The sequence below is a fragment of the Pantoea sp. BAV 3049 genome (genome assembly GCF_009765445.1).
GTDB lineage: Bacteria > Pseudomonadota > Gammaproteobacteria > Enterobacterales > Enterobacteriaceae > Erwinia.
This window is the reverse complement of the sequence record NZ_WHOY01000031.1, coordinates 931,774-944,177: the sequence shown is the minus strand read 5'-3', so window position 1 is coordinate 944,177 and position 12,404 is coordinate 931,774. Positions and strand designations below refer to the sequence as shown.

Sequence of the window (12,404 nt, the reverse complement as noted above, 5' to 3'; positions counted from 1 at the left end):
CAAGATTTCCTTCCAGAACTCTTCTGACGCCTGCCCTGATAGAGTATCATCAGGGCTCGCCCGATATGAATGAAGGTTGCTACGCATGCGTCTGGAAGTTTTTTGCCAGGACCGACTAGGTCTGACCCGCGAACTGCTTGATCTCCTTGTGGAAAGAAGCATCGATTTGCGCGGTATTGAAATTGCCCCCATCGGGCGCATCTACCTGAATTTCTCCCCCATTGAGTTTGATCAGTTCAGTCAGTTGATGGCAGAAATCCGCCGTATACCCAGCGTGACGGATGTCAGAACGGTGACCTTTTTGCCTTCCGAACGGGAGCACCGGGCACTGAGCGCACTGCTGGTGGCGTTGCCGGAGCCGGTTTTTTCTATCGATCTGAAAAGTAAGGTGGAACTGGCAAATCCGGCGGCACAGACGTTGTTTTCGCTTAATGAAGAGAAAATGCGTAACTTTGGCGCAGGCGCGCTGATCGCCGGATTCAATTTCCAGCGCTGGCTGGAAAGCGAGCGTATTGAACCACAGGCCCATCACGTGGTGATCCAGGGCCGCGACTTCCTGATGGAAATCACCCCTATTTATGCCGCTGGTGAAAATGAGCAGCCCGGCAACCCGGTCGGCGCGGTAGTGATGCTGAAATCCACCGCGAGAATGGGCCAGCAGTTGCAGAACCTGGCGGTGAATGACGACAGCGAATTCCAGCATATTGTGGCGGTCACGCCGAAGATGCGTCAGGTTGTTGAACAGGCCCGCAAGCTGGCGATGCTGGATGCGCCGCTGCTGATTGTCGGGGACACCGGGACGGGCAAAGATATGCTGGCCCGTGCCTGCCATCTGCGCAGTGCGCGTGGAAAAAAGCCGTTCCTGGCACTGAACTGTGCCTCGCTGCCGGATGATGTGGCAGAAAGCGAGCTGTTTGGCCACGCGGCCGGGGCATACCCGAACGCGCTGGAAGGGAAAAAAGGCTTCTTCGAGCAGGCTAATGGTGGCTCGGTGCTGCTGGATGAGATTGGTGAGATGTCGCCGCGGATGCAGACCAAACTGCTGCGATTCCTCAACGACGGCACCTTCCGTCGGGTGGGTGAAGAGCATGAGGTCCACGTTGACGTTCGCGTGATCTGTGCCACGCAGAAGAACCTGACGGAGATGGTACACCGTGGCGAATTCCGTGAAGATCTGTTTTATCGTCTCAACGTCCTGACGCTGAATCTGCCGCCGTTGCGCGATCGTCCGCAGGACATCCTGCCTCTGACCGAAATGTTTGTTGCCCGCTTTGCGGATGAACAGGGAGTGGCCCGACCAAAACTGTCACCTCAACTGAATGCTTTTCTCAGCCGCTACACCTGGCCCGGCAACGTCCGTCAGTTAAAGAATGCGCTGTATCGGGCGCTGACCCAGCTGGAAGGCTATGAGTTGCGACCGCAGGATATTGTGTTGCCAGAATTCGCGATGGATCTGCCGCTGGGAGAAGAAGTGATGGAAGGCTCTCTGGACGAGATCACCAGCCGCTTCGAACGTTCAATCCTGACCCGTTTATACCTGTCCTATCCCAGCACGCGCAAGCTGGCAAAACGTTTAGGCGTTTCGCACACGGCCATTGCCAATAAATTGCGTGAGTATGGTTTGAGCCAGAAGAAAAGCGAGGGGGAAGGGAAGTAATCACCCGTGCGGCGTTACCCTGGACAGAAATTGCCTGATTTACTGCGGATCAGGCAAATTTAGTTTACAGAAGTTGATAAAAAAGCACCGTCGACATCATCGCGCGGTGCTTTTAAATTTATCAGACTATTGATGCACGTCCGGGGCGGTTAGCTTTATTTCAGCGCTGCCAGCGCGGCGTCATAATCCGGCTCGGTGGTAATCTCATTCACCAGTTGGCTGTAAAGTACGTTGTCTTTATCATCCAGCACGACGACGGCGCGAGCCGTCAGGCCTTTCAGTGGGCCATCATCGATCGCCACACCGTAGTCCTGTTTGAACTCGCCACCCCGCAAAGTGGACAACGTAACCACGTTGCTCAGGCCGTCAGAGCCGCAAAAACGGGACTGGGCAAACGGCAGATCGGAAGAGATGCACAGTACTACCGCATTATCCAGCTCGCTGGCCAGCTGGTTGAATTTACGCACCGAGGCGGCGCAGACACCGGTATCAATGCTGGGGAAGATGTTCAGAACTTTACGCTTGCCCGCGTAGTGGGAAAGGGAGACATCGGAGAGGTCTTTGGCAACCAGCGTGAAAGGTTTCGCGGCATCGCCCGGCACCGGTAACTGGCCTGCAACGGCAACCGGGTTGCCCTGAAAATGTACAGTCTGTGACATAATCTTTCCTTATAAGCGCAGTAAACACTGAACTGAGTGTAAGCCATGCTCTGCAAGTGGGACAGTAAAAAGCCTTTCTTTACCTGCGCATTGCCAAAGGGCGGCCGCAATAGCTATGGTGTTGAGGTGGCATTTCTTTTTTTCTCCTGAAAGGACCCGTTAATGAGAGCAGTCAAGGTATACCCGGAAGCCTGGCCGTTGCACACGCCATTTGTGATTGCGCGTGGTACCCGCAGCGAGGCCGGAGTGGTGGTAGTGGAGCTGGAGGAAGAGGGGATCAGGGGCGTGGGGGAATGTACGCCTTATCCGCGGTATGGCGAAACGGAAGCGTCGGTGCTGGCGCAAATTGCCGCCTTATTTGATGAACTTGAACAGGGCATGACCCGTGAGCAGCTGCAGCAGGTATTACCTGCCGGTGCTGCGAGAAATGCCATCGATTCTGCATTATGGGATCTTCAGGCGCGAAAACTCGGCAGCGACCTGTGGCACCTCACCGCCAATCCTCAGCCACCCGTTATAGAAATGGCTCAGACTGTCTCAATTGATACGCCGGAGGCGATGGCCAGCAGTGCGCTGGCACTGTGGCAAAACGGCGCGCGGCTGCTGAAAGTGAAACTTGATAACTCGCTAATCACTGAACGCCTGGTGGCGGTGCGCGCCGCCGTGCCTCAGGTGACGCTGATTGTGGATGCTAATGAGTCCTGGCACAGCGAAGGGCTTGCCGCGCGCTGCCAGCTGCTGGCGGATTTGAAAGTGGCAATGCTGGAACAGCCGCTGCCAGCAGGCGAGGACGCCGCGCTGGAGAATTTTATTCATCCGTTGCCGATTTGTGCCGATGAAAGCTGCCACACAAGAGAAAGTTTGCCGAAGCTGAAAGGGCGCTACGAGATGGTCAATATCAAGCTGGATAAAACCGGTGGCCTGACCGAAGCGCTGGCGCTGGCTGAAGCGGCAAAAGAGGCGGGGTTTGAAGTGATGCTGGGCTGCATGCTCTGCACCTCCAGAGCTATTGCTGCCGCACTGCCGCTGGTGAAATCCGCCCGCTTTATTGATCTGGACGGGCCAACCTGGCTGGCTGTTGATGTGGATCCGTCGCTGCCTTTCAGCTGCGGCAGGATCACGTTTTCAGGGCGGCCAGCTCAGTAAGTCCACCATCGCGCCGAGGTATTTTTCTGTAGATTCATCGGCGGAGATCGGCGGCAGTTCCGCGGTAATCACCGGCAGGTTGAGATCAGCACACCAGCTGCCAAAAGAGCCGGGGGTGGCATACCCTACGGTGGTGACCAGCGGCAAATCCATTTTTTTCGCCAGCCATTCTCCCAGTGCGCTGGTCTGTGGATCTTCAATACAGGCCAGCGGCTCATGGAAAGTCACAATCCACGCCGGTTTAATCTGATGAATCAAATCACAGAGGGCCTGAGTCTCAGGCTCTGAGGCTGCGTGCTCTCCCGTTGAAAGTAACACATCACGTTCATCCGCGACGCTGTTCCAGCGATAAACGGTATCACCAGACTGCCAGTTGGCCGCGGGGAAGTTACGGTTGAGGTCCACACCATGAGAGTTGGCGCGCAGCCCGAGCTGGCAACCATCAGGGTTTACCGCCAGCACCACATGGTGGCGACGATGCGGCTCCTGCAACGTGCGCATGGCACAGGAAAGCGTGACCACCGCGGCGGTTTCATCACCGTGCGTTCCGGCGAGGATCAGTCCGCTCTCTTTATCAGCCGCCGGAGCGGGAAACCACAGGAGAGGAGCGCCCAGCACGCTGGCACCATAGACTTTACTTTCTGCATCCAGTTTGCCGCGAAGCGGGCGCGGATGAATCAGGGACATCAGTTTCACTCCGGAAAAGTTTTTCTAAAACTAACGTAAAATGGCGGGGAAAAAAAGTGCCGGGCGGCTCACTGTTCTTTCCTTCTGAGTGCCATCGTGGCGAAAAATGCTACTGACCTATCAACGATTTGCGTTAAAGTCCGGGTATAAGCCCGTTCCGTTGACCTTTTCGAGGTATGCCGATGAGGAATTACCGTTTCACGCTGGCCATGTTGTCCCTGGCCGTCAGTGCTTCACTGTACGCAGCCGATGTCCCGCCTGGCACGCAGCTGGCCGCCAGTCAGGAGATTGTCCGCCATATCAAAGATGAGCCTGCTTCGCTCGATCCAGCTAAAGCTGTAGGTCTGCCAGAAATTCAGGTGATCCGAGACCTGTTTGAAGGGCTGACCAATCAGGATGCAAAGGGCAATATCGTGCCTGGCGTCGCTACCCAGTGGCAGACTACTGACAATAAAACCTGGATTTTCACCCTGCGCAAAGATGCCCGCTGGTCGAATGGCGAGCCGGTAACGGCTAATGATTTTGTTTACAGCTGGCGGCGTCTGGTCGATCCGAAAGTGGGTTCAACGTTTGCCTGGTTTGCCGAACTGGCCGGTATCCAGAATGCAGCAGCGATCACCAAAGGTGAAATGACGCCGGATAAGCTGGGTGTCACCGCGCTGGATGACAACCGCCTGAAAGTGACGCTGGATAAACCGGTGCCGTTTTTTGTCAGCCTGACCGCCAACTTCAGCCTGTATCCGGTACCGGAAAAAATCATTGAGAAAGACGGTAAAGAGTGGACCCAGCCTGGAAACCTGGTAGGCAACGGTGCCTATAAATTGCAGGAGCGTGTGGTGAATGAAAAGCTGGTGCTGGTGCGTAATGACCAGTACTGGGATAACGCGCACAGCGTGCTAACTAAGGTAACGTTCGTGCCGATTAACGAGGAATCCAGCGCCACGAAACGCTATCGTGCTGACGATATCGATATCACCGAATCCTTCCCGAAAAACATGTACGGCCTGCTGAAAAAACAGATCCCCGAAGAGGTCTACACGCCTGACCAGTTGGGAACATATTATTACGCCTTTAACACCACCAAAGGCCCGACGGCCGATGTGCGGGTGCGTAAGGCGCTGTCGTGGAGTATTGACCGGAAAATCATTGCCGAAAAAGTGCTGGGAACGGGTGAGAAACCAGCCTGGCATTTCACGCCGGACGTGACGGCTGGTTTCAAATCGAAGCCGGACTTTATCCAGCAGCACGATCAGGCAGAGCTGAATGCTCAGGCGAAGGCGCTGTTGACCGCTGCCGGATATGGACCGACTCATCCGCTGGATTTGACGCTGCTGTATAACAGCTCGGAGAATAACCAGAAAATTGCCATTGCCGTGGCCTCAATGTGGAAGAAAAACCTTGGGGTCACAGTGAAGTTGCAGAATCAGGAGTGGAAAACCTACATCGACAGCCGCAACACCGGCAACTTTGATGTGATCCGCGCTTCCTGGGTCGGCGACTACAATGAGCCATCGACCTTCCTCAGCCTGCTGACGTCAACCCACAGCGGCAATATCGCGAAATTCAAAAGTGCGGATTACGATGCGATCATTGAACAGGCCAGCCGTGAAACCAACAGCGAAAAGCGCAACGATGATTACAACCGTGCAGAGCAGATTATTGCCGATCAGGTGCCGATCGCACCGCTTTACCAGTATACCAATGGCCGCCTGATCAAGCCGTGGGTTAAGGGCTATCCAATCACCAATCCTGAGGATGTGGCCTACAGCCGCACGATGTATATCCTCAGGCATAAATAATCACCGCAATATCGGTCAGGGGCTGGGGCTTCTGGCCGCAGCGTGCTATGGGTCAATTAACCACCGGTAACTGCAGTTGCTTTGCGCATCAATTTATACGCGATGCCGGATACTGGTGCCGTTAACGTTCATATCTTGCGCTCGGGTGTTATATGCTTAAGTTTTGCTCGGTATTTGCTGTGGTTTTACTGCTTTCTGGTTGTGCGCTTAAACAGTATCCTTCCTCTCCACCGGTCAGCGTGGTGCAGTCAACGCAGCTGGACTGCAGCGGCGTACAGAAGGAGATTGCTGACCAGCAACAGGTACAGATCAAAATTGATCAGACCGGACAGTTTGACGGTCTGACGGTACTGGGCTTCCTTGGCGATTTTGGTATCGGCAATGGCGTAGCGAAGAGCCTTGCGCAGAAACATGCGGATGAACGTATGGGGCAGTTGAAGCAGCTGGAACAGAACAAGTGCGCAGCCGCGCAGCAGAGCTGACGGTCGGCAATTTTCGAGAGCCGTCACAGAACCAACGGCCCACGCTTGAGCTCAGGGCGTAATGAATTACTGTAGCGTCTGGATTGTTACTGCTTCGCTGCAGGCAAAACCTGGCAGTCGGACCTCTCCGGCGGTCAGGTTTTTTTATTTTCAGGCCAGGATATGAAGATTATAAAAGTGCTCAACAATAACGTGGCGATCGTTCACGATGCACAGGGAAAAGAACAGGTCGTAATGGGACGGGGACTGGCTTTCCAGAAGCAGGCAGGGGAGGTCATCGATCCCGCTGCGGTGGAAAAAGTTTTTGCCCTGCAAAACCGCGAACTGCTGGGACGGCTGAGCGAGTTGCTGTCTGAAATACCGCTGGAGGTGGTTACCACCAGTGAGTGTGTTATCGCGATGGTGAAACAGGAGCTTACCGGTCATCTGCATGAGAGTCTGGCGATTGGTCTGACCGATCACATCAATTTTGCGCTGCAGCGCCAGCGTGAAAATATCCCTCTGCGCAACGTTCTTAACTGGGAGATCCGCACGCTCTATCCGCGTGAGTATGCCGTTGGCCTCAGCGCCCTCGATATTATCGAAAAACGGCTGGGCATCCGCCTGGAGCAGGACGAAGCCGGCTTTATTGCCCTGCATCTGGTTAACGCTCAGCTGCACAGCAATATGCCTGAAGTGATACATATTACTGGCTTTATGCAGCAGATCCTCGATATCGTCAGATACCAGCTGAAAATTGACTATCAGCCGGACTCTCTCAGCTACAACCGCTTCGTGACCCATCTGAAGTTTTTTGCCCAGCGGATGCTCGGTAAGCGCGGTGTGTACAGCGATGATGATTCTTTGCATGACGTGGTACGCAGCCGCTATCCACAGGCTTACCGTTGCGTAGAGAAAATCGACAGCCACGTGCATAAGACCTGGTCATATGCACTGGGAGCGGAAGAACGGATGTTTCTGACCATCCACATCGAACGGGTGAGAAAAGAGACGCTGGCGCTGGAAGAGAGTGAAGATGAAGCCTGAGCAGGACCGGGACAGGGTTGCCCCATCCGGTCCTGGTTAATCAAAAGGTGACGACTGTTTTCAGGCCGGTTACCCAGGCATCCTGAGTTTCTTTCACTCCGCCAGGACGATGCCAGTACTGCAGGCCTGGCTGCAGCTGCAGCCAGCTGGTGGCATGTATCCGGTAATAGAGTTCGGCATTGACCGAATGGCCTGCCAGCGGTTGGTACAGTGGATTGCTGTAGTCATCAACGCCCTGGAGCTGATTTAACGTTTCCTGATTGTGGCGATAGCTGTTGCTCATTTTTATCCACGAAAAGCCCAGCCCCAGCCAGTCTTTCGGACGAGCATTCAGCAATCCGCTGTAGCGCAGCGAAACCGCAGTGGCAACATGCAAAGGATTGGTACGCTGGTCGCCCAGACCGAGGCTCCACGATGTGCTGAGACCGCGAGTTGCGTCATCCTGATGGCGGGTGAGCTGCTGATTAAAGCCGGAATAGAGGAACCAGGTGCGGTGATGCTGACGATAACCCTGCGGATCGTCCGCGCCGGTTTCCTGCGATTTACCGGCATAGAGATCCTGCTGGGGTGCATTGGTAAACAATATGCCCAGATTGTAGATCCCCGGCAGCTCGTTGAAATGCGTTTTCATCTCCAGTTCGACGGGCAGCAGGAAACCTCGGGTGCCTTTGGATGAGGTATTCCAGGCCTGTCTGCGCGAGGTGGCAGAGGCGTTTTGTTCCATAACGCCGCCTTTCAGCGTCAGCTCACTGGTCAGCTTGTACTGCAAAGTGGTGCCCCAATAATGGATATTCCAGTTATACCACGTCAGCGAGTTAGCCGATTTGCCGCCGCACTGGGAGAGCAGCTGAAAATCGCAGGGGATAATCTGATCGAAGTCCTGCACCTTATTCATCATCCCAATGCGCCAGTGCAGACGCTGGTCGTCAAAGCTACGGGAAAATGTCAGCCAACCCAGCCGCGTAATTGAGCCTGAACCGGAGCTCTCCTGCGCCAGATCGTTAATGCCCATGCGGGTATCCTGCAGACGTCGGGTTGTCAGGCTGTCATCATGGTTACGGTTAACGATATTTCCCTCTATTTTGGCATCGGGAATACCGGTCAGTGCTTCCAGATCCTGCTGAAAGGTCAGCGCAACCTGATCAATATAAGCGGTGTGATGGTCGGGGTTATACCCTCCGGAATTGTTATAAGCGATTTGGTTTAAATAACCAAGATTAAAATAGAAACCATTATCTTCCAGCATCGGTCTGACTCCCAACATATCACCGAACAGGCCTTTTTCGGGCGGCGTAAAGCCCAGTGCGGATCCATCCCACTCAGGGGCAGAAGCCGCCACGTTTCCAGCGAGCAAAAACATGATAATTGTGCTGATGCGGGTTAACTTCAAAAACTTTCGGTTATTTCGCTCAGTTAAAAGGTGAGTGTTATTCTCTGGACACAAGATGTCCTTTATTTCTGAAAAATAATGTGAGATCCGTTTCATCATTTATTCCTTGCTTAAAGCTTATAGTTATAAGTGGCCATGCAGGATAAATTCCCGGAGCCGGTTTCGTGTTTAAATAATAATGAGGGCAGGGAACTGCCCTCAGAGAGGCATTATTTTAATGAAGCACCGTTCGACTGAATAACTTGTTGGTACCAGTAAAAACTTTTTTTGCGTTTACGCTCCAGCGTGCCCTGGCCGTCATCATCGCGATCGACATAGATAAAGCCGTAGCGTTTGGAGAGCTGAGCCTGTGAGGCGCTGACCAGGTCGATCGGCCCCCAACTGGTATAACCCCAGACCTCCACGCCGTCCTCAATCGCTTCACGGACCTGCACCAGGTGGTCATTGAGATAGGCAATACGGTAGTCGTCGTTAATGCTGCCATCGGCCTCCACTTTGTCGCGGGCGCCCAGGCCATTCTCCACGATAAACAGGGGCTTCTCGTAACGATCGTACAGCTCGTTCATCAGCAAGCGCAGACCTTGTGGATCAATCTGCCAGCCCCACTCTGAAGCGGGCAGGTGCGGGTTCGGTACCATATCGAGGATATTGCCGCGCAGCTGTTGCTGATTTTCATCGGCAGTTACGCAACCCGTCATGTAATAACTGAAGGAGATAAAATCGACCGGCTGGCGCAGCTCGGCTTTATCCTGCTCGCTGATGTCAAGCTGGATGCCTTGTTCGCGGAAGAAACGGGTCATATAAGCCGGGTAATAACCGCGAACCTGCACGTCACCAAAGAACAACCACTCCCGGTTTTTTTGCAGCGTTTCCAACATATCGGCCGGTTTGCAGCTCAGCGGATACAGCAGGCCGCCCAGCAGCATGTTGCCAATTTTGCCATCCGGAACAATCTGGTGACAGCTTTTAACCGCGCGGGCGCTGGCAACCAGCTGATGATGGATAGCCTGATAGATCGCTTGTTTGCTGCTCTCTTCCGGCAGGCCAACTCCGGTGAACGGGGCATGCAGCGACATATTGATTTCGTTGAAGGTGAGCCAGTATTTCACCTTATCTTTGTAGCGTTCGAAAACCGTGCGTGCATAGTGTTCAAAAAAGCCGATGGTTTTACGATTGCCCCAGCCACCATAGTTTTTTACCAGGCCCCAGGGCATTTCATAATGGGAGAGGGTCACCATTGGCGTGATGTTGTATTTCTGCATCTCATCAAAAAGTCGATCATAAAAGGCCAGACCTGCCTCACAAGGCTCTGCTTCATCTCCGTTGGGAAAGATACGTGTCCAGGCGATGGAAGTGCGCAACACGGTAAAGCCCATCTCAGCGAACAGCTTAATATCCTGCGGATAACGATGATAGAAATCGATGGCAACATCTTTAATGCCGTAATCACCTGGCTGACGTTCTGCCCGCTCACCAAAGATACCTTTGGGTTGAAGATCCGAAGTCGACAGGCCTTTTCCTCCTTCCTGCCAGGCTCCTTCCACCTGATTGGCCGCCACGGCACCGCCCCATAAAAATGAGTCCGGAAAACGTTGAGTCATAATCATCTCCTTGAGCAAAATTAAACGAAAAGCGTCAGCAACGGCGTATTTTCCTGCACTTCTGTCTCCCTGCTGGCAGGAAGAACTTCAAGATAGTCATCGGTGTTACTGACAATAATGGGGGTGGTCAGGTCATAGCCCGCCCGGTTGATGGCCGCCATATCAAATTCAATCAGCAGATCACCGCAGCGAACCGGCTGGTTCTGAGTAACGTGAATGGTGAAGTGTTCCCCCCCGAGTTTGACGGTATCCAGCCCGACGTGGATCAGCAGTTCCACGCCGTTATCTGCCAGCAGCCCGATAGCGTGTCCGGTGCGGAACAGAGAGGCAACACAGCCGTTAACGGGTGACACCACACGACCTTCAGCGGGGACAATGCCGACGCCTTTACCCAGCAGGCCGCTGGCGAACGTCTGGTCAGGAACCTCTTCCAGCGGGATCACCTGCCCTGACATCGGGCTGTTCATCGTCAGCGTTTTTAGCAGGGAACTGGCTTCGGGTTCAGAGTTGGAGGCTTTCGCTTCTGCCACCAGCGCAGCAGCCTTTTCAGCGGGCAGGCCGAAGAAATACGTGGCGACTGTCCCTACCACGAATGCCAGTAATGAACCCGTAAAAGCGGCAATCACCGTAGCGTCGATCCCGCTATTGGGCACCGTCTGGAACAGTGTGAAGATATTGGCAAGGCCGAAGGAGTAAACCTTGGCTTGCCAGAAACCGATAATTGCCGCGCCGAGCGCGCCACCGATGCAGCCAAAGATAAACGGACGGCGGGCAGGCAGGGTGACACCGTAGACTGCCGGTTCAGTGATCCCGAACCAGCAGGTGCTGAAAGCAGAAGCGGCAATCCCCTTTAATTTTTGGTCGCGGGTACGTAACAGAACCCCCAGTGTGGCTCCGGTCTGGCCCAGTACAGCGGCCAGCAGCAGTGGCAACATTGAATCCTGCCCGTAAATACTGAGGTTATTGATCATCAGTGGCACCAGCCCCCAATGCAGGCCGAAAATGACAAAAACCTGCCAGAAGCCACCAACAAACAGCCCGGCGGCCAGCGGGCTGAGTCCGTAAACCCACAGATAGCCATTAGCCAGCAGATGGCTCAGCCAGGTGGCAACCGGGCCGATCAGCAGAAAACTCAGCGGCACCACAATGGCCAGACAGACCAGTGGGGTGGTGAAGTTACGTATCGCTCCCGGAAGGCGGGGATTGAGGAGACGCTCAATCAGGCAGGAAACCCAGGCAGCCAGAATTATTGGGATCACCGAAGAGGCGTAGTTGATCAGGATAATCGGCACGCCGAAGAAGTGCATCGGCGCCTGGCCTGCCTGTTCCTTGCTAAAGGCCTCCAGCATCACCGGATGCATCAGTGCGGCACCAATTGTCATGCAGACAAACGGGTTGCCGCCAAATTTTTTCCCCGCGCAATACCCCAGCACCACAGGCAGAAAATAGAACAGGGCGTCACTGGCGACAAAAAGGGTTTTATAGCTGCCGCTCTGCTCGTTCAGCACTCCCAGCGCCATCGCCAGAGCCAGCAGGCCTTTGAGAATACCGGAAGCGGCCATCACCCCGATAAAGGGGGTAAATATCCCGGAAACGATGTCAATAAAACGGGCAAAAAGAGTCTGTTTTTCTGCCGGTGAGTCGCCGTCTGCATTGTCACCGTCGCTGAGACCGCCCTCACTAAGCAAAGCCTGATACACCTCGCCGACGTGATTGCCAATCACCACCTGGTACTGGCCGCCGCTTTCCACGATGGTGATGACATCCGGGTTTTGCTTTAACCCCGAATCTGTTTTACGCGAGTCTTTCAGCCGGAAACGCAGGCGTGTGGCGCAATGTACGACCGACTGTATGTTTTCCCTGCCACCCACTCCCGTCAGGATCTGCCGGGCCAGCTGCTGATATTTCATCATTTTCACTCCTTCGAACCTCAGTTTCAGCACGGGATGGCTGAATA

The 12,404-nt window shown here is 54.2% G+C and carries 10 protein-coding genes; 5 read left to right on the top strand and 5 right to left on the bottom strand.

Annotation, left to right across the window (positions count from 1 at the left end):
* The first annotated feature begins 85 nt into the window (after positions 1-85).
* Positions 86-1,657 (top strand): transcriptional regulator TyrR, encoded by a 1,572-nt coding sequence (gene tyrR, locus GSQ70_RS05175; protein ID WP_158781561.1) that lies wholly within the window; start codon positions 86-88, stop codon positions 1,655-1,657.
* 155 nt (positions 1,658-1,812) lie between these two features.
* Here the strand turns inward: tyrR and tpx are convergent, their stop codons facing one another.
* On the bottom strand, positions 1,813-2,316 hold the full coding sequence (tpx, locus tag GSQ70_RS05170; RefSeq protein WP_158781560.1) for a thiol peroxidase: 504 nt from the start codon (positions 2,314-2,316) through the stop codon (positions 1,813-1,815).
* 162 nt (positions 2,317-2,478) lie between these two features.
* Between tpx and ycjG the strand changes: the two genes are divergently transcribed.
* The gene (gene ycjG / locus GSQ70_RS05165; protein WP_158781559.1) at positions 2,479-3,462 is read left to right on the top strand and encodes an L-Ala-D/L-Glu epimerase; all 984 of its coding nucleotides are present in this window, start codon (positions 2,479-2,481) and stop codon (positions 3,460-3,462) included.
* Here the strand turns inward: ycjG and mpaA are convergent.
* Positions 3,442-4,149, bottom strand: coding sequence for a murein tripeptide amidase MpaA (mpaA, locus tag GSQ70_RS05160; protein WP_158781558.1), 708 nt, complete (start codon positions 4,147-4,149; stop codon positions 3,442-3,444). The genes ycjG and mpaA overlap by 21 nt on opposite strands.
* 182 nt (positions 4,150-4,331) lie before the next feature.
* Here mpaA and GSQ70_RS05155 point away from each other — a divergent pair, with 182 nt between their 5' ends.
* The 3 genes from GSQ70_RS05155 to licT all read left to right on the top strand — a co-directional run bounded on the left by GSQ70_RS05155 (position 4,332) and on the right by licT (position 7,456).
* On the top strand, positions 4,332-5,948 hold the full coding sequence (locus tag GSQ70_RS05155) for an ABC transporter substrate-binding protein (protein WP_158781557.1): 1,617 nt from the start codon (positions 4,332-4,334) through the stop codon (positions 5,946-5,948).
* Positions 5,949-6,100: 152 nt separating this feature from the next.
* Positions 6,101-6,430 (top strand): hypothetical protein, encoded by a 330-nt coding sequence (locus GSQ70_RS05150; RefSeq protein ID WP_158781556.1) that lies wholly within the window; start codon positions 6,101-6,103, stop codon positions 6,428-6,430.
* 162 nt (positions 6,431-6,592) lie between these two features.
* The gene (licT, locus tag GSQ70_RS05145; RefSeq protein ID WP_158781555.1) at positions 6,593-7,456 is read left to right on the top strand and encodes a BglG family transcription antiterminator LicT; all 864 of its coding nucleotides are present in this window, start codon (positions 6,593-6,595) and stop codon (positions 7,454-7,456) included.
* Between the two features lie 40 nt (positions 7,457-7,496).
* Here the strand turns inward: licT and GSQ70_RS05140 are convergent, their stop codons facing one another.
* From GSQ70_RS05140 to bglF, 3 genes are all read right to left on the bottom strand, one after another.
* Complete coding sequence (locus tag GSQ70_RS05140) at positions 7,497-8,816, bottom strand: carbohydrate porin (RefSeq protein WP_158781554.1); 1,320 nt, start codon at positions 8,814-8,816, stop codon at positions 7,497-7,499.
* Positions 8,817-9,055: 239 nt separating this feature from the next.
* Positions 9,056-10,447 (bottom strand): glycoside hydrolase family 1 protein, encoded by a 1,392-nt coding sequence (locus GSQ70_RS05135; protein WP_158781553.1) that lies wholly within the window; start codon positions 10,445-10,447, stop codon positions 9,056-9,058.
* A 20-nt stretch (positions 10,448-10,467) separates the two neighbouring features.
* Positions 10,468-12,357 (bottom strand): PTS beta-glucoside transporter subunit IIABC, encoded by a 1,890-nt coding sequence (bglF, locus tag GSQ70_RS05130; protein ID WP_158785225.1) that lies wholly within the window; start codon positions 12,355-12,357, stop codon positions 10,468-10,470.
* Between the last annotated feature and the right edge of the window lie 47 nt (positions 12,358-12,404).

Bases quoted from the DNA above. Each gene is read 5' to 3' on its own strand.
- tyrR (WP_158781561.1), top strand. From the start codon at position 86: ATGCGTCTGGAAGTTTTTTGCCAGGACCGACTAGGTCTGACCCGCGAA.
- tpx (WP_158781560.1), bottom strand. From the start codon at position 2,316: ATGTCACAGACTGTACATTTTCAGGGCAACCCGGTTGCCGTTGCAGGC.
- ycjG (WP_158781559.1), top strand. From the start codon at position 2,479: ATGAGAGCAGTCAAGGTATACCCGGAAGCCTGGCCGTTGCACACGCCA.
- mpaA (WP_158781558.1), bottom strand. From the start codon at position 4,149: ATGTCCCTGATTCATCCGCGCCCGCTTCGCGGCAAACTGGATGCAGAA.
- GSQ70_RS05155 (WP_158781557.1), top strand. From the start codon at position 4,332: ATGAGGAATTACCGTTTCACGCTGGCCATGTTGTCCCTGGCCGTCAGT.
- GSQ70_RS05150 (WP_158781556.1), top strand. From the start codon at position 6,101: ATGCTTAAGTTTTGCTCGGTATTTGCTGTGGTTTTACTGCTTTCTGGT.
- licT (WP_158781555.1), top strand. From the start codon at position 6,593: ATGAAGATTATAAAAGTGCTCAACAATAACGTGGCGATCGTTCACGAT.
- GSQ70_RS05140 (WP_158781554.1), bottom strand. From the start codon at position 8,816: ATGTTTTTGCTCGCTGGAAACGTGGCGGCTTCTGCCCCTGAGTGGGAT.
- GSQ70_RS05135 (WP_158781553.1), bottom strand. From the start codon at position 10,447: ATGACTCAACGTTTTCCGGACTCATTTTTATGGGGCGGTGCCGTGGCG.
- bglF (WP_158785225.1), bottom strand. From the start codon at position 12,357: ATGAAATATCAGCAGCTGGCCCGGCAGATCCTGACGGGAGTGGGTGGC.